This is a genomic window from Streptomyces sp. NPDC050738, from assembly GCF_040654175.1.
Lineage (GTDB): Bacteria > Actinomycetota > Actinomycetes > Streptomycetales > Streptomycetaceae > Streptomyces.
In genome coordinates this window covers 1-23,737 of the sequence record NZ_JBFAHN010000031.1, presented here as the reverse complement: position 1 = coordinate 23,737, position 23,737 = coordinate 1, and the positions used below count along the sequence as shown (strand labels likewise).

Annotated in this window: 24 protein-coding genes; 8 read left to right on the top strand and 16 right to left on the bottom strand. The window is 68.8% G+C overall.

Annotated elements, in window-relative coordinates; translation table 11 throughout:
- Positions 1–106 precede the first annotated feature (106 nt).
- Both AB0H78_RS38355 and AB0H78_RS38350 read right to left on the bottom strand, forming a co-directional pair.
- Positions 107–700 carry a hypothetical protein gene (locus tag AB0H78_RS38355; RefSeq protein WP_363239470.1) on the bottom strand — a complete coding sequence of 198 codons (594 nt, stop codon included), beginning with the start codon at positions 698–700 and terminating at the stop codon, positions 107–109.
- 12 nt (positions 701–712) lie between these two features.
- Positions 713–1,870 carry an L-histidine N(alpha)-methyltransferase gene (locus tag AB0H78_RS38350; RefSeq protein WP_363239469.1) on the bottom strand — a complete coding sequence of 386 codons (1,158 nt, stop codon included), beginning with the start codon at positions 1,868–1,870 and terminating at the stop codon, positions 713–715.
- A 164-nt stretch (positions 1,871–2,034) separates the two neighbouring features.
- Between AB0H78_RS38350 and AB0H78_RS38345 the strand changes: the two genes are divergently transcribed.
- Positions 2,035–2,583: a GNAT family N-acetyltransferase gene (locus AB0H78_RS38345; protein WP_363239468.1), complete on the top strand. Its 549-nt coding sequence runs from the start codon at positions 2,035–2,037 to the stop codon at positions 2,581–2,583.
- On the opposite strand, the gene AB0H78_RS38340 is transcribed toward AB0H78_RS38345, so the two are convergent.
- From AB0H78_RS38340 to AB0H78_RS38315, 6 genes are all read right to left on the bottom strand, one after another.
- Positions 2,573–4,633, bottom strand: a complete 2,061-nt coding sequence (locus AB0H78_RS38340; RefSeq protein WP_363239467.1) for a hypothetical protein — start codon at positions 4,631–4,633, stop codon at positions 2,573–2,575. The two genes, AB0H78_RS38345 and AB0H78_RS38340, sit on opposite strands and share 11 nt — an antisense overlap.
- 1 nt (position 4,634) lies before the next feature.
- A complete protein-coding gene (locus AB0H78_RS38335) occupies positions 4,635–6,053 on the bottom strand; it encodes an ATP-binding protein (RefSeq protein WP_363239466.1) in 1,419 nt (472 codons plus the stop codon).
- 13 nt (positions 6,054–6,066) lie between these two features.
- Positions 6,067–7,617: an SCO6880 family protein gene (locus AB0H78_RS38330; RefSeq protein ID WP_363239465.1), complete on the bottom strand. Its 1,551-nt coding sequence runs from the start codon at positions 7,615–7,617 to the stop codon at positions 6,067–6,069.
- Positions 7,614–8,966 carry a hypothetical protein gene (locus AB0H78_RS38325; RefSeq protein WP_363239464.1) on the bottom strand — a complete coding sequence of 451 codons (1,353 nt, stop codon included), beginning with the start codon at positions 8,964–8,966 and terminating at the stop codon, positions 7,614–7,616. Before AB0H78_RS38325 ends, AB0H78_RS38330 begins: the two co-directional genes overlap by 4 nt.
- Positions 8,956–9,777 carry a hypothetical protein gene (locus AB0H78_RS38320; protein WP_363239463.1) on the bottom strand — a complete coding sequence of 274 codons (822 nt, stop codon included), beginning with the start codon at positions 9,775–9,777 and terminating at the stop codon, positions 8,956–8,958. The genes AB0H78_RS38325 and AB0H78_RS38320 overlap by 11 nt, the downstream gene beginning before the upstream one ends.
- Positions 9,778–9,847: 70 nt before the next feature.
- Positions 9,848–10,156, bottom strand: a complete 309-nt coding sequence (locus AB0H78_RS38315; RefSeq protein ID WP_206965911.1) for a hypothetical protein — start codon at positions 10,154–10,156, stop codon at positions 9,848–9,850.
- A 498-nt stretch (positions 10,157–10,654) separates the two neighbouring features.
- On the opposite strand from AB0H78_RS38315, the gene AB0H78_RS38310 reads away from it, so the two are divergent.
- Positions 10,655–11,059 (top strand): hypothetical protein, encoded by a 405-nt coding sequence (locus AB0H78_RS38310; protein ID WP_363239462.1) that lies wholly within the window; start codon positions 10,655–10,657, stop codon positions 11,057–11,059.
- A gap of 84 nt (positions 11,060–11,143) precedes the next feature.
- Here AB0H78_RS38310 and AB0H78_RS38305 read toward each other — a convergent pair whose 3' ends face one another.
- The gene (locus AB0H78_RS38305) at positions 11,144–11,506 is read right to left on the bottom strand and encodes an SH3 domain-containing protein (RefSeq protein ID WP_363239461.1); all 363 of its coding nucleotides are present in this window, start codon (positions 11,504–11,506) and stop codon (positions 11,144–11,146) included.
- A 377-nt stretch (positions 11,507–11,883) separates the two neighbouring features.
- Between AB0H78_RS38305 and AB0H78_RS38300 the strand changes: the two genes are divergently transcribed.
- Positions 11,884–12,876, top strand: a complete 993-nt coding sequence (locus tag AB0H78_RS38300) for a bifunctional lytic transglycosylase/C40 family peptidase (protein WP_363239460.1) — start codon at positions 11,884–11,886, stop codon at positions 12,874–12,876.
- 242 nt (positions 12,877–13,118) lie between these two features.
- Positions 13,119–13,829: a phosphatase PAP2 family protein gene (locus tag AB0H78_RS38295; RefSeq protein ID WP_363239459.1), complete on the top strand. Its 711-nt coding sequence runs from the start codon at positions 13,119–13,121 to the stop codon at positions 13,827–13,829.
- Positions 13,830–13,842: 13 nt separating this feature from the next.
- Here AB0H78_RS38295 and AB0H78_RS38290 read toward each other — a convergent pair whose 3' ends face one another.
- Positions 13,843–15,381: an FAD-binding oxidoreductase gene (locus tag AB0H78_RS38290; RefSeq protein WP_363239458.1), complete on the bottom strand. Its 1,539-nt coding sequence runs from the start codon at positions 15,379–15,381 to the stop codon at positions 13,843–13,845.
- A gap of 102 nt (positions 15,382–15,483) precedes the next feature.
- Positions 15,484–15,663 carry a hypothetical protein gene (locus AB0H78_RS38285; protein WP_363239457.1) on the bottom strand — a complete coding sequence of 60 codons (180 nt, stop codon included), beginning with the start codon at positions 15,661–15,663 and terminating at the stop codon, positions 15,484–15,486.
- Between the two features lie 359 nt (positions 15,664–16,022).
- Between AB0H78_RS38285 and AB0H78_RS38280 the strand changes: the two genes are divergently transcribed.
- Entirely contained in the window at positions 16,023–16,784 is a 762-nt protein-coding gene (locus AB0H78_RS38280; RefSeq protein ID WP_363239471.1) for a hypothetical protein, read from the top strand.
- 111 nt (positions 16,785–16,895) lie between these two features.
- Positions 16,896–17,042, top strand: a complete 147-nt coding sequence (locus AB0H78_RS38275; protein WP_363239456.1) for a hypothetical protein — start codon at positions 16,896–16,898, stop codon at positions 17,040–17,042.
- A gap of 65 nt (positions 17,043–17,107) precedes the next feature.
- Here the strand turns inward: AB0H78_RS38275 and AB0H78_RS38270 are convergent, their stop codons facing one another.
- Positions 17,108–17,446 (bottom strand): metal-sensitive transcriptional regulator, encoded by a 339-nt coding sequence (locus AB0H78_RS38270; protein ID WP_363239455.1) that lies wholly within the window; start codon positions 17,444–17,446, stop codon positions 17,108–17,110.
- Between the two features lie 173 nt (positions 17,447–17,619).
- Here AB0H78_RS38270 and AB0H78_RS38265 point away from each other — a divergent pair, with 173 nt between their 5' ends.
- Together AB0H78_RS38265 and AB0H78_RS38260 are read left to right on the top strand one after the other, a co-directional pair.
- Entirely contained in the window at positions 17,620–18,240 is a 621-nt protein-coding gene (locus AB0H78_RS38265) for a DUF47 family protein (protein ID WP_363239454.1), read from the top strand.
- Positions 18,241–18,245: 5 nt separating this feature from the next.
- Positions 18,246–19,241 (top strand): inorganic phosphate transporter, encoded by a 996-nt coding sequence (locus AB0H78_RS38260; protein ID WP_363239453.1) that lies wholly within the window; start codon positions 18,246–18,248, stop codon positions 19,239–19,241.
- A 111-nt stretch (positions 19,242–19,352) separates the two neighbouring features.
- Here the strand turns inward: AB0H78_RS38260 and pstB are convergent, their stop codons facing one another.
- The 4 genes from pstB to pstS form a co-directional block, all read right to left on the bottom strand.
- Entirely contained in the window at positions 19,353–20,129 is a 777-nt protein-coding gene (gene pstB, locus AB0H78_RS38255; protein WP_363239452.1) for a phosphate ABC transporter ATP-binding protein PstB, read from the bottom strand.
- Positions 20,130–20,151: 22 nt separating this feature from the next.
- A complete protein-coding gene (pstA, locus tag AB0H78_RS38250) occupies positions 20,152–21,228 on the bottom strand; it encodes a phosphate ABC transporter permease PstA (protein ID WP_363239451.1) in 1,077 nt (358 codons plus the stop codon).
- Entirely contained in the window at positions 21,225–22,214 is a 990-nt protein-coding gene (gene pstC, locus AB0H78_RS38245; protein WP_363239450.1) for a phosphate ABC transporter permease subunit PstC, read from the bottom strand. Before pstC ends, pstA begins: the two co-directional genes overlap by 4 nt.
- A 110-nt stretch (positions 22,215–22,324) precedes the next feature.
- Positions 22,325–23,461: a phosphate ABC transporter substrate-binding protein PstS gene (gene pstS / locus AB0H78_RS38240; RefSeq protein WP_363239449.1), complete on the bottom strand. Its 1,137-nt coding sequence runs from the start codon at positions 23,459–23,461 to the stop codon at positions 22,325–22,327.
- Between the last annotated feature and the right edge of the window lie 276 nt (positions 23,462–23,737).

The following is a 23,737-nucleotide window of genomic DNA, read 5'->3' as shown; positions in this document are numbered from 1 at the left end:
GTACTGCAGGGGGGACCCTGTGGGAGAGTAGGACGCCGCCGAACTTATTTTATGGGGAACCCCCGCACCTTTGGTGCGGGGGTTTTCTGCGTTCCGGGGGTATTCGTCAGGTGAGCAATTCTTCTACCAGGCTTCTTACTTCGTCCAGGGATTCCTTGGTCTGGTGCAGGCGGCCGCCGCTTGCGTGGAGGGCCTGGTGCCAGGCCTCCAGTTCCGCTTCCGGGGTCTCGCGTACGAAGCTGCGGATCTCGGCCAGGTCGAAGCGGCGGTTCATCTCGCCGGCCGAAGCCCGCCAGTGCAGGAGAGCCGGGTGCAGGGCGCTGTACCGCGCTCCGGAGAGCAGGCCGGAGGCGAGGGCGGCGTCCGTGGCGGTGTGGTTCAGGCGCGGGTAGACGCGGTGGCGCATCTCCTGCTGGGGGAGGAAGTCGCTTTCCCAGTACGTCTGGTTGACGAGGTTCTCGTCCCGCAGGGCGGTGAGGAGCTGGTGTTCGCGTTCGCGGGCGGCTGCCCGGCGTTCCGCGAAGACTCCGGATATCGCTGCTACCAGGGCCAGGCTCTGGATGACCGGTTCCCAGGGCATCTTCGGGGAGGTGGAGACCGCCCAGAGAACGCTCACCGTCAGGGCGGCGCTGAGCGAGGCGAAGGTGGCGAAGGCGTACAGGGAGCGGGTCGTCCGGGCGCGGCGGCTGAGGAGGGGCACGGGGGTCCTGTCTCAGGCGAAGGGGTTGGGGACGGTGCCAGGGCCCGTGGCCGTGTGGTGCGGGTCCGTTGCCTTGAGGAGCGCCAGGCGCAGGCCGAAGTGGGCGCGGTCGGCGGAGGTGTCGCCGTCGTCGTCCGGCTCGTACGCGCAGTGGGCGATTTCGGTGAGGCCGGCCTGGGTGATGAGGTCGGCGAGGGGCTGCGGTGCGTACTTCCGCGTGGTGAGCAGGCGGATCGTGTCACCGTCGGGGAAGTCGAACGTGGTGCGGTTGGGGAGCATGGGGCGCAGGACCTGGCCCGTGTTGTTGCGGTAGAGGATTTTGATCTTGAGGGCGCGTTCGTCGTCGACCTCGCCCTGGTACTCCACCGAGCGGTTGTGTATCTGGAGGTCGGTGTAGTGCATGATCGCGCTCGTCACGAACTCGTGGAAGCGTGGGCTGTTCTGGTACTCGAAGGCCGCGCGCAGTGCGGTGCGCTGGTCGATGCGGTCCGTCGTGGCGACTTCGAGGAGGAACCGGTCCTGGGGGCGCAGGAGTTCGGTGGCCATGGCGGTGAGGCGGCTGAGGTCGTCATCGAAGTTGGCGAGGGTATTGCCCAGGAGCGAGTAGACGACCGGGGTGTCGCCGGTGATGCGGTCGGCTATGTGGCGCAGGGCCTTGAGGGCGCGCGGGGTGGAGAAGTCCATCTGGACGGGGATCGTGTCCCGTCTGCGTACCTTCGTCTCGCGCAGGGCGGTCCGGGCGCCGTGGCGGAGCATCTCCGCGCTGATGTCGACCGGTATGAAGCGCACCGGGTGCGGGGGGCGGCCGCGGCTGAGGCGGCGTAAGACGGCGTTGTCCTTCTCGCCCGTGCCGGTGCCCAGGCTGACGTAGTGGTACGGCTGGGTGCCCAGGGCGTCCGAGACCTCCGCCAGGCGCTGCTGGAAGGAGGAGATGGACTGGCGCATCACCGGGTAATAGAGGTCGGTGCATGCCTGGATCCAGGCCATCGTCGATTCGACGCCCCAGTAGGAGGAGCCGGAGGCGAAGCGTTTGCCGTCGCCGGTGGGGGAGGGCTCGTGGTTGAGGTCGTGTGTGATCTGCGTGAACTTGTCGGACTGGTCCTCGCCGACGATCAGCGTCGACCAGCGGCCTTCGTCCGTGTCGTCGAGGAAGCCGATGAGGTCGGCCATCGCCGATGGCTCGGGCTGGGGCGGCTGGTGCGGTTGAGGTTGCGCGTGTGCTCTCTGGCCCAGCGGCATGGTGGTCTCCCCCGGCTTCGTGGCTTCCTGTGGGGTTCCCTCCCCTGGGCCGATAAGGCTGAACCCTGGGGGCGCGGGGGCTTTAGGATCCGGACATGGAACACGTCATACGCGCGATACGCGCCGATGAATGGCGCAAGGTCAAGGAGCTGCGGCTGGCTGCCGTGAGCGACCCTGCGGCGCCCATCGCCTTTCTGGAGACCCTTGAGCAGGCCTCCGCTCAGCCTGACTCCTTCTGGCAGGCGCGGGCCCAGGGGTCGCACCGGCTGGGGGGCGACGCTCTGCAGTTCGTTGCCGAGGCGCCGGACGGGGAGTGGGCCGGGTCCGTCACCGTGCTCGTGGAGCCGGCCGGTGGGACGGGGATCTTCGGGGAGCCGATTCCTGTGGCTCAGGGGCATCTCGTCGGAGTTTTCGTACGGGCCGAGCACCGGGGGAACGGGCTGATCCAGGCGCTCATCGAGGCTGCCGTGGAGTGGGCCTGGGAGCATGAGGAGCCGCGGCTCGAGCGGATGCGGCTGTTTGTGCACGAGCGCAATGCGCGGGCCGCCGGGGCGTACGGGCGGTACGGGTTCGTCGCTTCGGGACTGACCGTGCCCACCGACGTCGAGGGTGACCTCGAGGTCGAGATGGTGCTTACGCGGTAGGGGTGTTGAGCTCCGGCCAGCGGGAGCGCTGCTGTTCCCGGGAACGCAACAGGACCAGGGGGTTGAGGCCCTGGTCCTGGCCGTTCGACAGCAGCTCCGGAAGCCGGGGAAGGGGAGCCACGGCCGCGACGTCGTCGAGGACGAGCGACATTGGTGGGTCGAGCCGACCGTCTGCTGACCGTGCGGCCAGGCGGCGGCCGTGCTCGACCACGCTTGCGGTGAGAGCGGTGAGCAAGGGCATCGCACCGGGGTGCGATCTGGGGTCTTCGATTGCTTCACCCACCACGTAGAGGGTGCCCCCCTCGTCGATAAATGATTCCAGTACGAGGGAATCTGCTCGATTTGGAGTGCAGGTTTCTCTGATGTGGATCGAGGAGAGGGCGGAAAGAGCCCGGATTGTGAGCTGTTGGGCGATTTCCCGGCGCTCGGGGTGGGCGGTGAGCGCGGATTCGAGGAGGCCGGCTGCGCCGCTGCTCGCCTTGGGGTGCGTACGGAGGATGCGGACCGGTTCGTGGGTGCTGTTGTTCTTCGTGGCGTGCGCCCAGCGGTGGACCTGCTTGAAGGGGCTGTTGGCCACGGCTGCTGCGTGCAGCCAGCTGCGGAGGAGCGTTTCGGCTGTCTCGGCCATCGTGGCGTCGATGCGGGCCTGGGGGCGTACGGGGGCGAGGAGGGCGATGGCCCGGGCCGCGGCGATGTCGGGGTCCTCGCAGCCGGTGGTCGGGGACCAGTGGAGGCGGGCCGGGGTGTCGCAGAGGTGGCCGGGGTCGTAGACGAGCACGGGGCCGAGTTTGGCTCGGGCGTCCTTGGTCTCCGACCAGAGGGTGGGGTCCGAGGTGACCACCAGGGCTGGGCCTTCTGCGTCCTGGATCGCCTGGAGGCTGAGGTTTTTGCGTGTTGCGGCGGGGGCGAAGATGGGGGTTCCGGGGGTGAGGGCGGGGCTCTGTGTGGGGGCGAGTGCCGGTGCGGGTGTGTGGGGGGTGGGCCCGGCCTGGCGGCCGGGCTGGTTACCCACCCGCTCCACCCGTGCGGGTGGGTGAGGAAGGTGCGGGTCTCCCGGTGGGGGGCCGGGCGCCATCGGCGGCTGCGGGCTCGCGGCCGGTGCCGGGATCGGCCTCGCGGCTTCGCCGCTGGCCGACTGGGGGTTCCAGGGGCCCGTCGCCGTCTCGCCTTCCGGCGACTGGAGTTCCCAACGGTCCGTTGCATCCTCGCCGTTCTGTGACTGGGATCCCCAACGGCCCGGTGCATCCTCGCCGTTCTTTGGCTGGGGTGCCCAACGGGTAGTCACATCCTCGCCGTTCGGCGACTGGCGTGCCCAATTGTCCGTGGCGTCCGCGCCGTCCGGTGGCTGATGATTCCAGCGGCCCGTGGATGGCTCGCCGTTCGGCTGCTGGCGTGCCCAGCGGTCCGTGGTTTCCGCGCTCTCCGGGTGTTGGGGTGTCCGACGGCCGGTGGATGGCTCGCCGTTCGGGTGCTGGTGTGTCCAGCGGTCCGTGGTGTCCGCGCCCTCCGGGTGTTGGGGTGTCCGACGGGCCGTGGCCTGCTCGGCCTCCGGGCGCTGGGGTGTCCCGTGGGGCGTGGGGTCTTGGGCTGTTGGTGGTGGGGGGGTCCGGAGGCCTTTTGTCTCTTTGCCGCTTGGGGGTCGCGAGGCGTGCTGGGTGGGGATCCGGGGGTCCGCTGCGGCCTCTTGCTTGCGCGTTCTGCGGAGCGCTCGCCATCGGGTGACCGTGCCCAGGATGAAGATCGTCAGGACCGTCAGGACCATGAACTCGCCGATCAGCAGGCCCCAGAAGAGGCCGTAGCCGGAGAGCTGGGAGGGTTGCGTCTCGGGCCAGGCCGCCGGCAGGTCGTGGGGGGACTGGACCAGTTCGCGCAGGGCCAGGGGCGTGCGGGTGAACGTTACGCCTGTGGGCCACGCGCCGTGGGCGAAGAAGCCTGCCAGGCCCGTTGCCAGCCAGGTGAGGATGGTCAGGCCCAGGAGGAATGCCAGTACGCCCACCAACAGGGCGTCGGGGACGCCCCGTTGGGGTGTGTCGGGGGTGCGGGGCGCCACGTCAGGCCACCGTGGATTCTGGGGAGTCGTTCAGTTTCAGTTGTTGCTCCATGCGCGCCGCCCGCTCCTCCGCCTCCCACTCCAGCTGGGCTGCGAGTGCGTCGTCCGCCTCGGGAGTGGAGGACTCGGTCATCGCGCGGTCCGTGAAGCACAGGGGGCGTTCGGCTTCGGTGATGAGGTGTTTGACCACCTGGACGTTGCCGTTCACATCCCAGACCGCGATGCCCGGGGTGAGGGTGGGGATGATCTCCACCGCCCAGCGGGGCAGGCCAAGGACGCGGCCCGTGGCTCTCGCCTCGTCCGCCTTCTGTGCGTAGATCGTGCGCGTGGACGCCATCTTGAGGATCGCCGCCGCCTCGCGGGCCGCCGCGCCGTCCACCACGTCGGAGAGGTGGTGGACCACCGCCACGAAGGACAGGCCCAGGCGCCGGCCGAACTTCAGCAGGCGCTGGAAGAGCTGGGCCACGAAGGGGCTGTTGATGATGTGCCAGGCTTCCTCGACCAGGAAGATGCGCTTTCTCCGGTCCGGGCGGATCCAGGTGTGTTCCAGCCATACGCCGACGATCGCCATCAGGATCGGCATCGCGATGGAGTTGCGGTCGATGTGGGACAGGTCGAAGACGATCAGGGGGGCATCGAGGTCGATGCCGACCGTCGTCGGGCCGTCGAACATGCCGCGCAGGTCGCCGTCGACCAGGCGGTCCAGGACCAGGGCGACGTCCAGGCCCCACTCCCGTACGTCCTCTATGTCGACGTTCATCGCTTCCGCCGACTCCGGTTCGGGGTGGCGGAGTTGCTCGACGATGTCGGTGAGGATCGGCTGGCGTTCGACGATCGTCTCGTTGACGTACGCGTGGGCGACCTTGAGGGCGAAGCCGGAGCGTTCGTCCAGGCCGTGGCCCATCGCCACCTCGATGATCGTACGGAGGAGGGCGAGCTGGCCTGTGGTCGTGATCGCGGGGTCGAGGGGGTTGAGGCGGATGCCGCCGTCCATGGCGGTCATCGGGTCCAGGCGGATGGGAGTTATTCCCAGCTCCTGCGCGATGAGGTTCCACTCGCCGACGCCGTCCTCGCCCTGTGCGTCCAGGACTACTACTTGGCGGTCCTTGAAGCGGAGTTGGCGCAGGACGTAGGTCTTCTCCAGGGCCGACTTGCCGTTGCCCGACTCGCCCAGGACCAGCCAGTGGGGGGCGGGCAGCTGCTGGCCGTACAGCTGGAAGGGGTCGTAGATGTAGCCCTTGCCGGAGTAGACCTCGCGGCCGATGATCACGCCGGAGTCGCCCAGGCCCGGTGCGGCGGTGGGCAGGTAGACCGCCTGGGCCTGGCCGGTCGAGGTGCGTACGGGCAGGCGGGTCGTCTCCACCTTGCCGAAGAGGAAGCCGGTGAAGGCGTCTGTGGCGGCGGACAGTGGGTCTCGCATGGCGGCACTGCCCCTATCGTCGGATGCCGGTCGCGAACGGCAAGGTGTTGACGAACGCCCGGTGGTGCTCGCGGTCGCACCACTCCAGCTTGAGGTACGACTTGCCCGCCGAGGCGCGGATGGTGCGCTTGTCGCGGGCGAGCGCTTCGGGGGAGCGGGAGGAGACCGTGATGTAGCCGACCAGGTTCACTCCCGCTGCTCCGCTGGCCAGGTCCTCGCCCCGTTGGTCGAGGCGGCCGTGGGCCGCGATGTCGCGGGGGTCCACCGTGCGGTTCATCTTGGCGGCGCGGGACGCCTCCGCCTCGTCGTTCGTCTTCTCCGTGAGCATGCGCTCGATGGCGATCTCGGTGGGCTCCAGGTCCATGCAGACCGCGACCGTACGGATCACGTCCGGGGTGTGGACCAGCAGCGGGGCAAGGAAGTTGACGCCCACCGGGGTCATCGGCCACTCCTTGACCCAGGCCGTGGAGTGGCACCAGGGCGCGCGGGTGGAGGACTCGCGGGTCTTCGCCTGGAGGTAGGTGGGCTCCATCGCGTCCAGCTCGGCCGGCCAGGCGTTGCGCTTGGTCATCGCCTGGATGTGGTCGATGGGGTGGTCCGGGTCGTACATCGAGTGGACGAGCGAGGCGAGACGGCCCTGGCCGAGCGGCTGTCGTACGCGGATGTCGGCTTCCGCGAGGCGCGCGCAGATGTCGGTGAGCTCGCGCGCCATGACGACCGCCAGACCCGCGTCCTTGTCCAGCTTGCGGCCTGCGGCGGGGCGGGCCGCGCGGGCCATCGCGGCCGCCTCGCCCGCGAGTTCACGGGTGTAGTGCATGCACGCGACGAGGTACGCGCGGTGCTGCTCGCTGGAGGTCGAGACCATCGACTGGAGTTGGTCGTACGAGTCCTGGAGCCAGCCGGGGGAGCGGGTGTCGCCGCGCTGGGCGACGTCCTTGGCGTGCGCGTCCGGGTCGGCCGGCAGCGTACGGGCGAGCATCTGGAGGCGGGTGACGAAGCCGTCGCCGTTCGCGACGTGCTTGAGGAGCGTGCCGAAGCGGTCGACCAGGGCTTCCTGGTCCTCGGAGTCGCGGAGGCCGACTCCCGGGCCTTCGATCTCGATCGCCGCGGTGACCGTGCGGCGGTCGGCGTGGAGCAGGACCGCGATCTCGTCGGGGCCGAAGGGCGCGGCCAGCCAGTGGATGCGGCCGATGCCGGGGGGCGGGCCGATCTCGACCTCGCGGCCGTCGGCGCGTACGCCTGCCTCCATGGTGGGCGCGCGGTAGGCGGTGCCGCGGCGGAGGCTGCGGCGGTAACTGCGGTTGATTTCAAACCATTTGTAGAAGGTGCGGTGCTTGAACGGGACGTAGACGGCTGCCAGGGCCAGGAGCGGGAAGCCCATCAGAAGGAGGATGCGGAGAAGCAGGACCTGGACGATCAGGCCGCACATCATGCCGACGAACGCGCCCGCGATGATCAGTGCGATCTCGCCGGTCTCGCGGTTCTTGCCGACGATCGCCGACGGGCGTGCCCGGCCGATCAGATACGTGCGGCGGGGCGCGATCTGCTGGGACTGGGAAGTCAACGCCCTCCACCTCCTGTGCTCTTGCGGTTGCCGTGCGGGGTGCCGCTGGTCGGGTTGTTGCTACGGGGCGGGGGTGCGGCGGAGGGGACAGATCCGCCGCCTCCCCCGCCACCGGAGTTGTTGGGGCCTCCGCCGCCTCGGCTGCTGTGCGCCGAGATGCCGCCGGAGACGGGGTTGGCGGGGCGTGCTCCGCTGCCGCTGTCGGGCTTGTTGTTGCCGCCGCCACCGTTGCCGCGCGAGGAGTGCGTCTTGATGCCCTGGGAGACGAGGGCGGCGGGGGAGGAGATGACCGCGGCCGCCTGGGCGCCGTCGGTGGCCTTGGAACGGGTCGTACGGGCCGAGGCGATCTCGTCGCCGAAGCCGGGGACGAAGCGGTAGATCATGGCGCTGGCGAAGATGGCCAGGAGGATGATCGCGAGGCCGGAGACGACGGCCGAGAAGGAGTCCGGGCCCTTGTCGCCGGAGAGTGCGCCGGCGAGGCCGAGCACGACGACGATCACCGGTTTGACCATGATGACGGCGATCATGATGCCCGCCCAGCGGCGGACGTGGCCCCACATGTTCTTGTCGACGAGGCCTGCGTAGACGGCCGTGCCGAGGAGGGCACCCACGTAGAGGAGGGCTGCTCTGATGACCAGTTCGAGCCAGAGGATGCCGGCCGCGAGGATCGACACCAGGGAGACCACGATCAGCATGATCGGGCCGCCGCCGATGTCCGTGCCCTTCTTGAGCGCCTCGGAGAACGAGCCGAAGAAGACGTCGGTCTGGCCGCCGGTGGCGGTGGAGATGACCTCGGTGACGCTGTCGGTGGCGGAGACGATCGTGTAGAGGATGAGCGGCGTGAAGGCCGAGGCGATCACGGTCAGCCAGAGGAAGCCGATCGCCTCGGAGAGGGCGGTGGCGAGGGGGACGCCGCGGATGGCGCGCTTGGCCACGGCGAGGAGCCAGAGGACCAGGGTCAGCACGGTGGAGGCCGCGAAGACGACGGCGTACTGGCGGAGGAAGGCGGCGTTGGTGAAGTCCACGTTGGCGGTGTTCTTCACGGCGTCGGAGAGCTTGGTGACGATCCAGGCGGCGGCGTCGGCGCAGCCCCTTGCCAGGGAGGAGAGGGGGTCGGTGTTGTCGGCCACGGAGCCGCCGGAGCCGGGGGTGGCCTTGGCGCCGCCGTCGCCCTGGCAGTAGGACTTGGCCTCGCCGCGGATCAGGTCGCACGCGTTGTTGCTCGCGCCGGGGGTGGGCGTCGGTGTGGGCGCGGCGGAGGCGCGGCTCGCAAGGAGGACGGCAGCCGTCTGTACGGAGGTCACCGCGGCGGCCAGCGAGAGGCCACGGCGTGTGCTCTTACCGGGCATAGGTGAACCCTCCGAACTGGTGGACTGCGTCGGACATGTCCTTGGCGCTGGACGCGGCCTGGTCGCGCCCGACCGGCGTGGGTCCGTCCTTCTGCGTGACGCCCGTGACCTTCCAGTCGTCGTCGACCCACTTCAGGGCGAAGGTGTTCGTGTACCAGCTCTCGGCGACCGGATTGGTGGAGCCTTCGCCGGCCAGCCCGAACAGCGTGGAGTACCAGACCGAGACGCTGGCGGTGTCGCCGTCGAACTTCTCCGTCTTGGATCCCACCGGGTTGGTGCGGGAGATGAAGGTCATGCCGCTGGGTGCGCTGCCATCGGCCTTCAGGCCGATGCTGGTGAGGAACTTCTCGCCGGAATACACCTTGTCGAGCGCGCCCTGGTTGGTGGCGGCCACGTCCGGTGCGTACACGGTGTCCACGATCTGGTGGCGCGAGTCGGTGCGGAACATGCCGTCGGAGCCCAGGGCCACGGCGTAGTTGGTCGCCGCGGACTGTGCGCCCTGGTCGCTCTTCGCGTACCCGGAAGGGATCGGTCCGTTCTTGCCGGTCACCGGCTTGGAGCCGGTCGCCGCCGTCGGGTTCGCGCCCGCCTTCTTGTCCGTACCGGAAGGGGAGTCGTCCTCGCCGCCGCCCCGGTTCGCGAAAGCGATAGCCGCGATGAGCAGCACCACCACGCCCACGACCGTGACGACCGAGCGCGACATCCGGGCAGCAGGGGGCCTGGAGCCCTCGCCTTCCGGCAGGCGGGTGCGGGTCTGGCCCGCGCCGCCGACGCTGTCGTAGCCGTGCTCGCGCTCGTCGCCGAGACTCATGACGCGTACGCCCCCTCAACCCTTCGCTGTGTTGCTGCGTTACGACGGTAGGTCGTGCACTGACGGGGGGTTAGACGGCCATCCCGTAGACGATGGTGAAGAGGGTGCCGAGTGATCCGATGATGAAGACTCCGGTGAGACCGGCGACGATCAGGCCTTTGCCCTGCTCGGCGCTGAAGGTGTCGCGGAGTGCTGTCGCTCCGATGCGTTGCTTTGCCGCGCCCCAGATCGCGATACCGAGGCAGAGCAGGATGGCGACGGCCATCACCACCTCCACCATGATCCGCGCCTCGTTGCCCAGGCTCCCGAACGGCCCCCAGTTGGGGGCGATTCCGCCGATGATGGTAGTGATGTCGCCTTTATCGGCTGCCAGGTACATGTTCAAGTCACCGCCCCTGTCGGGTAGTTCGCCGCCCATGCTCCACGGCATGGGCACGCCCTATCTTCGCTGATGAAACCGCCCCCGTGTGTCGCCCGGCGGCTCTCTTTACCCGCATCCCCGCACGTATGTCCGGGAAGACGGCTCTGACCTGCGACGCCGACCGGATGTATGCGGGAACACGTATGGTCACTCTGTGTATCACGGGGGGTGACGCCGGGCAATGATTGGCGTTATTCACCTTGGCGCTGTCGCAGGAAGAGGCGGTGGACGTGCCGTTTTCCGGCGAGAGCCCGCGGTCACCGACGGTGGTCGATTACCGGCCGGGGTGGCTGGATAGGTGCGCGGTGATGGCCCGGCGGGTGCGGGAGACGCGAGGGGCTGATGGGACTCAGGGGGCGGAAAGTGTCTGAAGGGTCTGGTGGTATTCGCTTTCAACTCCCTTGATCCGTCGGTAGGTTCGGGTCGACAGGTTGTTCGAGGAGAGGGAATCTCACTGTGCGCAAGTCAAGCCGTCGGCTCATGTCCGTACTCGCCACCGTCGCCGCCGGGGTCTCCGTCGCCGCCATCAGTGCCGCCCCTGCCCAGGCAGCCGACGACAGCGTCTACTACGCCTCCACCGATCCGTTCGGCGTCGGGGACGCGCAGACCGAGTTCCACGCGTACGGCGAGGTTCTCTACGCGGTGGACTACGCCAAGGACGGGCACGGTGTCGCCGCCCAGTGGCGCTACTCCTCCTCCAGCTCCACGCACTCCTACTACTGGGGCGGCGGCTACGCCTCCTCCGGCAAGTGGAATCTCTCGATGGCCGAGGGGCAGACGCTGCAGATCCGGGCCTGCCTGCAGGACGGCACGGACGGCTCGCCCTGGGGCTGCGGTGGCTGGGAGTACGCGAAGGCCTGATCGGGGCGTCCTCGGAACAACGAAATCCGCTCTCCACGCGGTGCCCTTTGGGCATTGCGTGGAGAGCGGAATGGTTTCAGCGCGTCAGCAGGGCTTGGTGGCCCCGTTGTCGTTGAGGTTGCCGTCGTATATCCAGCCGTTGATCTGGGTCCCGTCGATACGGGCGTGGGTCCAGGTGTTTCCGGCGGAGTTCACCACGTAGCAGTGGTAGTAGAGCTTTGCGCCGTAGATCGTCGCCGTGGTGGGGCAGCCCTCGTTCGGGCCGGTGCGGAGCGGGGCGGAGCTCCCGGAGATGTAGCCCGATCCCGCGTCCTTGTTCGACCAGGCGGGGTGTGTACACGCCGCGGCATCGGTGGCTGATGCGCTGGCAGACGGGGCCATCGTCAGCGTGGCGCCGGCGGCGAGGAGGGGGAGGGCGGCCAGTGTCCAGAACTTCTGTCTCTTCACAGCATTCCCAACGTCGGCGGACGGCCGCTGATCGGCTGTCCGTGATCGCTTCCGCCGAAGAGATTAGGGAGATCGCCGGAGGTCTCGACAGATCCAGTTGAGACAACAGGCCTGGACCAGAGCGCGGCGAGGTGTAGTCACTGATCAAGCGCGCAAAGATGTCGCACAAGCGTCCGGAATGATTCACTGGAATATTCGGTTCTGTTACCTTTTCGTGGTGGCTCAATGGGGCGCTCTTGACTCTTCTGACCCATGAGCTACAGGAATTGACGGTATTTCCGATTCCGATTGTGACCGTCGGGCCGCCGCGGTCGACCCGCTGAAGCTTCCGGGTGAAGTGGCCGGTGAACCCGGCGCTCATGGGGGAGGGTTGAGGGATGCGCAAAGTCTGGGTGGTCGGCGGGGCCGGGATCGGGCTGTTCCTTGCCTTCGTCGCGCTGCTCGTCGTCGGTACGTACTCCGCGGCGGCGGGGATGGCCGGCGGCGGGGCGAAGGGCTCGGTCGGGCTGGCCAAGGGGGCAGTGCCCACGCTGTACCAGCCGCTGGTGCAGAAGTGGGGCAATCTCTGCCCGGCGATCAACCCGGCTCTGCTGGCCGCGCAGTTGTACCAGGAGAGCGGCTGGCGGTCCGATGCGAAGTCGCCCGCCGATGCGCGGGGCATAGCGCAATTCATCCCCGGGACCTGGGCCACGCACGGGATCGACGGGAACGGGGACGGGAAGAAGGACATCTGGGATCCGGCGGACGCCATTCCGTCGGCGGCCTCGTACGACTGCGAGCTGGCGAGCTACGTGAAGAAGGTGCCGGGCGACCAGAGCGACAACATGCTGGCGTCCTACAACGCGGGGGCGTACGCCGTCATCAAGTACGGGGGCGTGCCGCCGTACAAGGAGACGCAGAACTACGTCAAGATCATCCGGAGTCTGGAGAAGAGCTTCGCCAGGCCGGTGGGGCGCGTCGATCCGTCGCGGCAGGCCGCCGCGGCCATCTACTACGCGCAGCAGAAGCTCGGGACGCCCTATCTGTGGGGCGGGAACGGGACCGCGGACCAGGGCGGGCGCTTCGACTGCTCCGGGCTGACGAAGGCCGCGTACCAGAGCGTGGGGATCGAGCTGCCGCGCGTCGCCAACGACCAGTACAACGCGGGGCAGCACCCGTCCAGGGACCAACTGCTCCCCGGCGACCTGGTGTTCTTCTCGGACGATCTCGGGGACTCGCGCGCCATTCACCACGTGGGGCTCTATGTGGGGGGCGGGTACATGATCGACGCTCCGTACACGGGCGCCGTGATCCGCTTCGACAAGATCGACTCTCCGGACTACTTCGGCGCGACGCGCGTGACGAAGGACGGGGCGCAGGCCGTCGGGTAGGAGGCGGAAGCGTGGACGGGGCTGTGACGTGGCTTGAACTCTCCGTTACGGTCTGGCCCTGAGCTGCGACGATGAGTCACTCTTCGGTAACGTCATCGTGATCGTTCGGTGGAGAGTGGAACGGCGTGGCTGTTCGGGGCGTTCCCTGGACACGGAGCGTTGGAGACTGACCAACGGGGGTTGGTGAGGAAGCCGCGGTACAGCGCAGTACGGCGTAGAGACAAGGCAAGGGGCCGCAGCACATGGCTGGACTCGCGATGGATGGGTCGAACCCCGATGTCAGCCTGCTCTACGACATCAACGGGCTGGCCAAGGACGCCCCCGGGTGGGTCGACCGTGCGATGGAGTTCGTCGGCGAGTACGGGATCCTGCTCGCGCTGGTCCTGGTCGCGCTGTGGTGCTGGTGGTCCGTCAGGCGCCAGGCGGACAGGGAAGGTGCGGTGTCCGCGGTCGCCGCGCTCGTGTGGGCGCCGCTGGCGGCCGGCATCGCCGTACTGGTGAACATTCCGATCCGCGGGTTCGTGGAGCGGCCGCGTCCGTTCGTCGAGCACACGGGGCTCGACGTCCTGGTGAGCGGCAAGACCGACTTCTCGTTCGTGAGCGACCACGCCACGCTGGCCATGGCGCTCGGGGCCGGACTGTTCGTCACGCACCGGAAGTTCGGGCTGATCGCCCTGGGGCTCGCGGTGGCCGAGGGCTTCTGCCGGGTCTTCATGGGCGTGCACTATCCGACCGACGTCATCGGCGGCTTCGCGCTCGGCACGGCGGTGACGCTGCTGCTCGCGCCGCTGGCCGGGATGCTGCTGACGCCGGTCGTACGGGCGGTGTCGCGGTCGGAGCTGCTGGGGTGGCTGGTGCAGTCGCGGCGGGTCGTGGCGGTGGCCGCGGTGCCGATTCCCGAGCCGCGGCCGGGGTCGGGTTCGGGGTCCGACCACCGGGATCTGGCGGCCTGAGGCTCGCCGAACGTCAGAGGGACTGCGGGTAGTTGAAGGTCTTCTGTGGGTCGTACTGCTTCTTGAGCGCTGCCAGGCGCGTTCCCGCGTCGCCGAAATAGGCCGTGCGCCAGTCGGTCAGGGTGGGGTCCGTGTAGTTCTGGTAGGCGGCACCGGATGCGTACGGGCGCATGCGGGTGTGGGTTTCTTTCAGCCAGTTCTGCTGGGCGGAGCCCGAACTGCCCGCGCGCCACGAGGCGATGTACTGCGCCAGGAACCGCGAGCGGCGGTGGACGAACGCCGTCGCGGACGGGTCGACGCGGTTGATCGCGCCCCCGAGCGCGGTCAGCGCGACGGAACCGGCGCCCGCGGACTGGGCGGCGAAGGCCTCGGAGCGGGCGAGGAGCGCGGAGATGCCGGACGCCGGGATCGAGCGGTCGTAGAAGTCGGAGGCGGCGGAGTACGTCTCGCGCTGCAGGGCGCCCTGGGCGGTACGGCCCGGGGTGGCGCCGGCGAGGTGGCACTGGTCTTCGGAGAGGCTCGCGCAGCCCGCGTACACGAGCATCGCCTCCTTGTAGCTGCGGCGGCGCAGCGATACGGAGGAGGCCGGTGAACCCGCCTTGTCGGCCAGGCGGTCGAGGGCGTTCTGCAGGTCGGAGTAGCTGCCGAGCGAGAACGCGGCCACGGAGACGGCGGGGTTGCGGCCGCCGGCGGCCGCCTCCAGGTGTGCGGACGACCAGATCTCGTCGGGCTGGTCGGGGCCCCACTCCTGCCAGGCCGCGATCACCGCGGCCGCCTTCGACCAGGGCCAGGAGAGATAGGCGCTTACGCTCTGCGGGGCCGGGTGGGTGCGGAAGGTGAGGGACGTGACCACGCCGAAGTTGCCGTTTCCCGCACCGCGCAGGGCCCAGAAGAGGTCCTTGTTCGTGGCGGAGTTGGCGGTGAGTCGCTTGCCGTCGGCGGTGATGAGGGTGGCCGAGGTGAGGCTGTCGCAGGTCAGTCCGTACGCACGCGAGGCGACCCCGTGGCCGCCGCCGAGGGTGAGGCCCGAGATGGCGACGGTCGGGCAGGAGCCGCCGGGGATCGTGCGGCCGGTGGCGGCGAGGGTGTCGTAGATGTCGATGAGGCGGGCGCCTGCGCCGATGGTGCCGGTGGAGGCGTCGATGTGGTTCAGCTTGGACACGTCGATGACCAGGCGGCCCGTGCCCGATGACCAGCCGGCGTAGGAGTGTCCGCCGCTGCGGATGGAGACCGGGGTGTGGTGGGCGCGGGCGAAGGCGAGGCATGCGCGGATGTCGTCGTCGCCTGCGACGTAGGCGACGGCGGTGGGCTTCTGGTCGTCGAAGCGGGTGTTGTAGAGCTGTCGGGCGGTGGCGTAGGTGGAGTCGCCGGGGCGGACCAGCTTGCCCTGGAGGCCACGCGCCAGGGAATCCCAGGTGGGGGCTCTGCTCGGGGTGGGGCTGGGCTTGGGGGGCGGGGTGGACCGGGGCGCGGTGGGGGTGGTGTCCGAGCCGCTGGTGCAGGCGGCTGCGGCCAGGGCGGGGGTGGTGGCTAGCAGGGTGCGGCGGCGCATGTGGTGACCTCCCGGGGGTTCTTCCCCTGACCCGACCCTTCCCACTGTGACACTTTGCGGCTCCGCCGCGGGCGGGGTTGCACCCCGGGCCCCGATTCGGGGTCAGGCCGGATCGGGGCTGTGTGCGGCGGTGTGTTCCGTTGCGTCTGTTCTTGCTCTGTCGCGGCTGCGGCGGGCCGGGCCCGTCCATCCGCAGGTGCAGCGGGCCGTGCAGAACGAGCCGCGTTCGGTGGTGGTGGTCCGGTGCGGATGTGGGGGGACTGGCAGAGACACGCGTGTCACGGTACCGGGGGTTCCGCGGTGGGTGTTGGGCGGTGGCCACGTCGGCGGACGGAGTCCGGCGCAGTACGCCGAAGCCTGTGAGGCCCCTCGGGGCCGAGCGGTGCGAGGGGTGCGTGAGGAAACAGTCGCGCGTGTCACGGTACCGGGGGTTCCGCGGTGGGTGTTGGGCGGTGGGCACGTCGGCGGGCGGAGTCCGGCGCAGCACGCCGAAGCCTGTGAGGCCCCTCGGGGCCGAGCGGTGCGAGGGGTGCGTGGAGAAACAGGCGCGGCGCGGGGGCGTGACGGGTGGCCATGGCCGTCGTTATGCGGGACGGGTGGGGTCTGACAAGTGGTGGCCGGGCGTTGAGGGTTGGCGGGCGATGGTGGTGCGGCGGTACGGGAGTCGGAGCGGGGCGTGCGGCGCCGCTGTTGCCGTGGTGCTGGCGGGGGTCGGCGGGTGTTCGCCGAGTGCGGGTGCCGCCGCGGACGACCAGCGGGACGCGGGAGCCGTGCAAGGGGCTGCCGCCGCGCTCGTACGGGCCGGGAGCGCGAAGGCCAGGACCTCCATGGAGATGGCGTCCGGCGGGACGCGCGTGACCATCAGGGGCACCGGGGCGTACGACTTCCGCAAGCGGATGGGGATGCTCAGGGTCGTCCTTCCCCAGGACGCGGCGGGCGCGCAGGAGCACCGGCCCATCACCGAACTCCTCGCGCCCAGCGCGCTGTACATGAAGAACCGGGGCGCGGGGGTGCCCGCCGACAAGTGGGTGCGGGTGGACACCAGGACGCTGTCCGACGGGAATCTGGTGACGGGCGGTGCCACCGACCCGCTGGTCGCCGCCGAACTGCTGCGCGGGGCGCGCAGGGTGGGTTACGTCGGCGGGGAAGAGCTGGACGGGGTTCGCGTACGGCACTACCGCGGTGTCACCGCCGCGGCGAAAGGGTTCGCCCGACGGGACGTGCCCTTCGACGCGTACCTCGACGAACAGGGGCGGCTGCGCAAGGTGCGCCACCGGTTCAGCTTCGTCAACGCCGGCCGGACCGTCGAGGTGGCCTCCACCACCGTGCTGTCCGGATTCGGGGTGCCGGTGGCCGTCAAACTCCCTGCCGCGGGCGACATCTACGCTGGAAAGATCCGCTGAGGGTCAGTCGGAAATGGTCCGTCCGTGCCATGCGCGGGGCGTATTCGAATCCCTACGCTGGGAAGCCGACGACGGCAGAGAGAGGTGATGCACGTGCCGGGGTTGAGCACCATGAGCGTCCAGGAGCACGTGGCCCTCGCCGAGATCGAGCTGTGCGGTGAGTTGATGATCGCGGCGGCATGCGCCGTCGAGGAACGGCTCAGCGCGGACCGTATCGACGAGGTGCTGAAGCGGGTCTCGGCCGAAGCCGAGGGCTAGCGGAGGAGTGAGGTGGGGCGCCGCCCGGTCCACGCCGCGCCCGGCCCGGCCGGAGCCACCGTTTCTCACGTACGCAGCAGTCTGGCGATCGCCTTGGTCGCTTCCTCGACCTTCGCGTCGATTTCCTCGCCGCCCTTGACCGCGGCATCGGCCACGCAGTGGCGCAGGTGCTCCTCCAGGAGTTGGAGCGCGAAGGACTGGAGGGCCTTGGTGGACGCCGAGACCTGGGTGAGTATGTCGATGCAGTAGACGTCCTCGTCGACCAGCCGCTGCAGGCCCCTGATCTGGCCTTCGATCCGGCGCAGCCGCTTGAGGTGCTCGTCCTTCTGGTGGTGGTAGCCGTGTACGCCCACGTCGTGAGGTGTCACAGGACCGCTGGATTCTGTCGCCTCGGTGGCCGTCATGGCTTCCTCCCGCTGGTCAAAAGGGGTACATACCCCTCATGGGTATATGATACCGGTCCCCCGTGCTGATCACTGTGCCTCATGGGCGACACTGGGTGCTCGCCGGTTAGCCGTGGCCGGATGATGCGCCTAGCATCAGCCTGACCGAATCCAGAGCACCCTGAGGACCCCACGTGCGCTTTCGTCTGACCCCCCGGGAGACGAGCTTCTACGACATGTTCGCCGCATCCGCGGACAACATTGTCACGGGCTCCAAGCTCCTCATGGAACTGCTCGGTGCGGACGCATCCGCCCGGGTCGAGATCGCGGAGCGGATGAGGGCAGCGGAGCACGCGGGGGACGATGCCACCCACGCCGTCTTCCACCAGCTCAACTCCTCCTTCATCACGCCGTTCGACCGCGAGGACATCTACAACCTGGCCTCGCAGCTCGACGACATCATGGACTTCATGGAGGAGGCCGTCGACCTCGTCGTCCTCTACAACATCGAAGAGCTGCCCAAGGGTGTCGAGCAGCAGGTCGAGGTCCTCGCGCGGGCAGCAGTGCTGACCGCCGAGGCCATGCCGAACCTGCGGACCCTGGACAACCTCACCGAGTACTGGATCGAGGTCAACCGCCTGGAGAACCAGGCCGACCAGATCCACCGCAAGCTCCTGGCCCAGCTCTTCAACGGCAAGTACGACGCCATGGAGGTCCTGAAGCTGAAGCAGGTCGTGGACGTACTCGAAGAGGCGGCCGACGCGTTCGAGCACGTCGCGAACACGGTGGAGACCATCGTGGTCAAGGAGTCCTGAACCCGGTGGACACCTTCTCCCTGATCGTGACCATCGGTGTCGCGCTCGGATTCACGTACACGAACGGCTTCCACGACTCCGCGAACGCCATCGCCACGTCGGTCTCCACGCGGGCGCTCACGCCCCGCGCGGCGCTGGCGATGGCCGCGGTGATGAACCTGGCCGGTGCCTTCCTCGGCAGCGGTGTCGCCAAGACCGTCAGCGAGGGGATCATCGCCACGCCCACGGGCCAGAAGGGGATGGGAATCCTCTTCGCGGCGCTGGTCGGCGCGATCATCTGGAACCTCATCACCTGGTACTTCGGGCTGCCCTCGTCGTCCTCGCACGCCCTGTTCGGCGGAATGGTCGGGGCCGCTCTCGCGGGCGGGACCACCGTCTACTGGTCGGGCGTTCTGGACAAGATCGTCATTCCGATGCTGACCTCGCCCATCGTGGGTCTGGTCGTCGGTTATCTGGTGATGGTCGCCATCCTCTGGATGTTCCGCAGGTCCAACCCGCACAAGGCCAAGCGCGGCTTCCGTATCGCGCAGACCGTCTCGGCCGCCGGCATGGCGCTCGGCCACGGTCTGCAGGACGCCCAGAAGACGATGGGCATCGTGATGATGGCCCTGGTCATCTCGGGCGACGAGACGTACGGCGACGAGATCCCGATCTGGGTCAAGCTCGCCTGCGCCGCGATGCTCTCGCTCGGTACGTACGCGGGCGGCTGGCGCATCATGCGCACCCTCGGCCGCAAGATCATCGAGCTGGACCCGCCGCAGGGCTTCGCCGCCGAGACGACGGGCGCCTCGATCATGTTCGCCTCCTCGTACCTCTTCCACGCGCCGATCTCGACGACCCACGTCATCACCTCGGCGATCATGGGTGTGGGCGCGACGAAGGGCACGAAGGCCGTGCGCTGGGGCGTCGCCAAGAACATCGTGATGGGCTGGTTCATCACGATGCCGGCGGCGGCGCTGGTGGCCGCGGGCAGCTACTTCGTGGTGCAGCTGATCTTCTAGTTCGCGTAGGCGCTGTACGGAAATGGGCCCGTCCCCCGGTGAGGGGGACGGGCCCTTTGCCTTGCGGTGGCACCGCCATGCAGCACCGCAAGTCTGGGTTCTCCTGTCCTGCTATCCGAAGCGGCCCGAGATGTAGTCCTCGGTGGCCTGCACGGACGGGTTGGAGAAGATCCGGGAGGTCTCGTCCAGCTCGATGAGCCGGCCGGGCTGGCCGACCGCCGAGAGGTTGAAGAAGGCCGTGCGGTCCGAGACGCGGGCGGCCTGCTGCATGTTGTGCGTGACGATGACGATCGTGAAGCGCTCCTTGAGCTCCCCGATCAGGTCCTCGATCGCGAGCGTGGAGATCGGGTCGAGCGCCGAGCAGGGCTCGTCCATGAGGAGGACCTGGGGCTCGACCGCGATGGCGCGGGCGATGCACAGACGCTGCTGCTGGCCGCCGGAGAGGCCGGAGCCGGGCTTGTTCAGGCGGTCCTTGACCTCGTTCCAGAGGTTGGCGCCCTTGAGGGACTTCTCGACGACGTCGTTGAGCTCGGACTTCTTGTACTTGCCGTTCAGGCGCAGGCCCGCCGCGACGTTGTCGAAGATCGACATGGTGGGGAAGGGGTTCGGGCGCTGGAAGACCATGCCCACCGTGCGGCGTACGGTCACCGGGTCGACCGAGGAGCTGTAGAGGTTCTCGTCGTCGAGGAGGACCTTGCCCTCCACGCGGCCGCCGGGGGTGACCTCGTGCATGCGGTTGAGGGTGCGCAGGAAGGTCGACTTCCCGCAGCCCGACGGGCCGATGAAGGCCGTCACCGAGCGGGGCTCCACGGTCATCGAGATGTCCTCGATGGCCTTGTGGGCGCTGTAGTAGGCGGTCAGGCCCGATACGTCGATTCGCTTGGCCATTTCAATTCACTTCCCTGTGGCCTCAGCGGCCGGTCTTCGGGGCCTTCCAGCGGGCTATGCCGCGGGCCACCAGATTGAGGATCATGACGAAGGCGATCAGGACCAGGGCGGCGGCCCAGGCGCGGTCGTAACTCGCCTCGCTGCCCACCCGGTACTGGTCCCAGATGTAGAAGGGGAGGGAGGACTGAGCGCCTTCGAAGGGGTTGGTGTTGATCATCGGGCTGCCGAACACCAGCAGCATGATCGGCGCGGTCTCACCGGCGACACGGGCGACGGCGAGCATCACACCGGTGGTGATTCCGCCGATCGCGGTCGGGAGGACGACCTTGAGGATCGTGCGCCACTTTGGGATGCCGAGGGCGAGAGAGGCCTCGCGCAGCTCGTTCGGTACGAGCTTGAGCATCTCCTCGGTGGAGCGGACCACGACCGGGATCATCAGGATGGCGAGCGCGAGCGAGCCGAGGTAGCCGGCCGGTTCCAGGCCCAGCATCAGCACGATGGTGAGGATGAAGAGGCCCGCGACGATGGACGGGATGCCCGTCATGACGTCCACGAAGAACGTCACGGCCTTGGCGAGCGCGCCCTTGCCGTACTCCACCAGGTAGATGGCGGTCAGCAGGCCGATCGGGACCGAGATCAGGGTGGCGAGGCCGACCTGCTCCAGGGTGCCGATGAGCGCGTGGTAGACGCCGCCGCCCGGCTGGAAGCTGGCGACCCCGGCCATCGAGTGGTTGAGGAAGTTGAGGTCGAGGACCTTGCTGCCCCGCTTGACCGTCTCCCAGATGAGGGAGGCGAGCGGGATCACCGCGAGGACGAAGCAGACCCAGACGAGGCTGGTCGCGATGCGGTCCTTGGCCTGGCGCTTGCCTTCCACGGCCGTGGAGACGGCGTACGTGATGACGACGAAGAGCAGGGCTGCGATCAGGCCCCACTGGACCTTGCTGTGCCAGCCCGCGACCGCTCCGATGCCGGCGCCGAGCGCGATGGCCAGGACGGCGATCCCGGCGGGGGACCAGCGCGGGAGGTGCTTGCTGGAGAGGGTCTGGTGGGGGGCGGCGGCCGGGATGGGCGCGGCGTCCTGGACTGCTGCGTGGCTCATGCGTTGGCCCCCGAGTACTCCTTGCGGCGGGCGATGATCATGCGTGCCGCGCCGTTGACCAGCAGGGTGAGGATGAAGAGGACCAGGCCGGAGGCGATCAGCGCGTCACGGCCCAGCTGGTTGGCCTCGTCGAACTTCGCCGCGATGTTCTGCGCGAAGGTGCCGCCGCCCGCGTCCAGCACATGGCCGGAGATCAGGAAGCTCGGCGACAGGACCGTGGCGACGGCCATCGTCTCGCCGAGCGCGCGGCCCAGGCCCAGCATCGAGGCGGAGATCACGCCCGAGCGGCCGAAGGGCAGTACCGAGAGGCGGATGACCTCCCAGCGGGTGGCGCCGAGCGCCAGGGCCGCCTCTTCGTTGATCCGGGGGACCTGGAGGAAGACCTCGCGGCTGACGCTGGTGATGATCGGCAGGATCATGATCGCGAGCAGCACGCCGACGGTGAAGATCGAGCGGGCGACGCCCACTTCGGTCTTGTCGAAGATGTACGTCCAGCCCATGTACCGGTCGAGCCAGAGGTTGGTGCCTTCCAGGTACGGGACCAGGAAGAGCGCGCCCCAGATGCCGTAGATGATCGAGGGCACCGCGGCGAGGAGGTCCACCACGTACGCGACCGGCGTGGCCAGCCTGCGCGGGGCGTAGTGGGAGATGAAGAGCGCGATGCCGACGGCCACGGGGACCGCGATGACCATCGCGATGACCGAACTCACGACCGTGCCGAACAGGAGGACCGCGATGCCGAAGGTGGGCTTGGCGGCGGCCGGGTCCCAGTCGAAGGTGGTGAGGAAGCTGGTGTCGTCCTTGGAGATGGCGAGGACGGAGCGGTAGGTGAGGAAGGCGGCGATCGACGCCATGATCACCAGGAGCAGGATGCCCGAGCCGCGGGAGAGGCCGAGGAACACCTTGTCGCCCGCGCGGCCTGTCGACTGCTTGGCGCGCTTCCTGGGGAGTGGCGGAGCCGGGGATGGTTCGGTGGATATAGCCATGGTCTTTCCGGTCTGTGTGGGGGAGCTTGTCGGGCTCCCCTGGCGGCGGTGCACCGGATGGTGGCGGCGGCCGGTCTGCTGTGGTCGCGGACCGGCCGCCGCCGGTCGGCCTAGGAGAGGCCTGCGATGGTCTCCCGGACCTTGGCGTTGATCTCGGTCGGGATCGGGGCGTAACCGGCGCCCGAGAGGACCTTCTGGCCCTCGTCGCTCGCGGTGTAGGTCAGGAAGGACTTGACCGTGCCCAGGGTGTCGGCCTTGTTGCCGGTGTCGCAGACGACCTCGTAGGTCACCAGGACGATCGGGTAGGCGCCGTCGGCCTTGGTGGTGTAGTCGAGGCCGAGCGCCAGGTCCTTGCCGGTGCCCTTGATCTTGGCGGCGGCAATCGCCTTGGAGGCGTTCTCGGAGGTCGCCTCGACCGGGGCGGAGGCGCCCGTGTTGATCTTGACGGTGGAGATCGACTGCGAGGAGGCGTAGCTCAGCTCGAAGTAGCCGATCGCGCCGTTGGTCTGCTTGACCTGGGCGGCGACACCCGCGGAGCCGGACGCGGCCTGGCCACCGGGGGCCGGCCACTTCTTCTCGGGCTCGTACTTCCAGGCGTCGGGGGCCGTGGCGGACAGGTACTTGCCGAGGTTCTGCGTGGTGCCGGAGTCCTCGGAGCGGTGGAAGGGCTGGATCGCCAGGTCGGGCAGCTTGACGCCCGCGTTGAGCTTGGCGATCGCCGGGTCGTTCCACTTCTTGATCTTCGTGTCGAAGATCTTGGCGAGCGTCGGGGCGTCCAGCGTCAGGCTGTCGACGTTCTCGAGGTGGAAGCCGATCGCGATCGGGCCGCCGACCATCGGGAGGTTGATGCCCTGGCCGGTCTTGCAGATCTTCTTCGAGTCGGCGACCTCTTCGGGCTTGAGCGCCGAGTCGGAGCCGGCGAAACCGACCGTGCCGCCGTTGAAGGCGATGATGCCTTCGCCGGAGGAGGAGGACTTGTAGTTGATGTTGGCGCTCTTGCAGGCGGCGTTGTACGCGTTCTGCCAGAGGTCCATCGCGTTCTTCTGCGCGCTCGAACCGGACGCCCGGAGCTGGCTCTTGGCGCCGTCGCACTTGATGTTGGAGTTGGAAGCGGCGGACGACTTGTCGCCGCTGCCACCGGTCGAGCTGTTGTCGTCCGAACCGCACGCCGTGAGGACCAGGGCGCCGGAGACGGCGATGGCGCCGAGCGCGGCGGCGCGGAGCCGGTTCTTGCGCTGAAGCTTCACTTCGGGTGTTCCTTCCAGGAGCCGCCGTGGGTCCGTTTGTTCTACGGCGGCGTGCGATGAGGTGGTGTTTTCGGCGGGTGCCGTTCACCGTGTAAGGCCGAAATTAGACAGATCAGGTGAATCGGCCGACGGGGGAGAGTGAACGGAAGGTGAACCTCGCCGTACGACCGGGTGCGGTGGGGTGGGGCCGGGGAGGCGGGGGCGAGAGGTGTGGGCCGGGGCAGGGCGGGCCGGGGTGTTTCGGGGGGGGGGGCCCCCGCGCCCCCCCCACGGCAA

Excerpts from the sequence above, each read along its gene's own strand:
- AB0H78_RS38350 (WP_363239469.1), bottom strand. The coding sequence starts at position 1,870 with ATGGCCGACCTCATCGGCTTCCTCGACGACACGGACGAAGGCCGCTGG.
- AB0H78_RS38345 (WP_363239468.1), top strand. The coding sequence starts at position 2,035 with ATGGAACACGTCATACGCGCGATACGCGCCGATGAATGGCGCAAGGTC.
- AB0H78_RS38335 (WP_363239466.1), bottom strand. The coding sequence starts at position 6,053 with ATGCGAGACCCACTGTCCGCCGCCACAGACGCCTTCACCGGCTTCCTC.
- AB0H78_RS38325 (WP_363239464.1), bottom strand. The coding sequence starts at position 8,966 with ATGCCCGGTAAGAGCACACGCCGTGGCCTCTCGCTGGCCGCCGCGGTG.
- AB0H78_RS38320 (WP_363239463.1), bottom strand. The coding sequence starts at position 9,777 with ATGAGTCTCGGCGACGAGCGCGAGCACGGCTACGACAGCGTCGGCGGC.
- AB0H78_RS38315 (WP_206965911.1), bottom strand. The coding sequence starts at position 10,156 with ATGTACCTGGCAGCCGATAAAGGCGACATCACTACCATCATCGGCGGA.
- AB0H78_RS38300 (WP_363239460.1), top strand. The coding sequence starts at position 11,884 with ATGCGCAAAGTCTGGGTGGTCGGCGGGGCCGGGATCGGGCTGTTCCTT.
- AB0H78_RS38295 (WP_363239459.1), top strand. The coding sequence starts at position 13,119 with ATGGCTGGACTCGCGATGGATGGGTCGAACCCCGATGTCAGCCTGCTC.
- AB0H78_RS38290 (WP_363239458.1), bottom strand. The coding sequence starts at position 15,381 with ATGCGCCGCCGCACCCTGCTAGCCACCACCCCCGCCCTGGCCGCAGCC.
- AB0H78_RS38280 (WP_363239471.1), top strand. The coding sequence starts at position 16,023 with ATGGTGGTGCGGCGGTACGGGAGTCGGAGCGGGGCGTGCGGCGCCGCT.
- AB0H78_RS38275 (WP_363239456.1), top strand. The coding sequence starts at position 16,896 with ATGAGCGTCCAGGAGCACGTGGCCCTCGCCGAGATCGAGCTGTGCGGT.
- AB0H78_RS38270 (WP_363239455.1), bottom strand. The coding sequence starts at position 17,446 with ATGACGGCCACCGAGGCGACAGAATCCAGCGGTCCTGTGACACCTCAC.
- pstB (WP_363239452.1), bottom strand. The coding sequence starts at position 20,129 with ATGGCCAAGCGAATCGACGTATCGGGCCTGACCGCCTACTACAGCGCC.
- pstA (WP_363239451.1), bottom strand. The coding sequence starts at position 21,228 with ATGAGCCACGCAGCAGTCCAGGACGCCGCGCCCATCCCGGCCGCCGCC.
- pstC (WP_363239450.1), bottom strand. The coding sequence starts at position 22,214 with ATGGCTATATCCACCGAACCATCCCCGGCTCCGCCACTCCCCAGGAAG.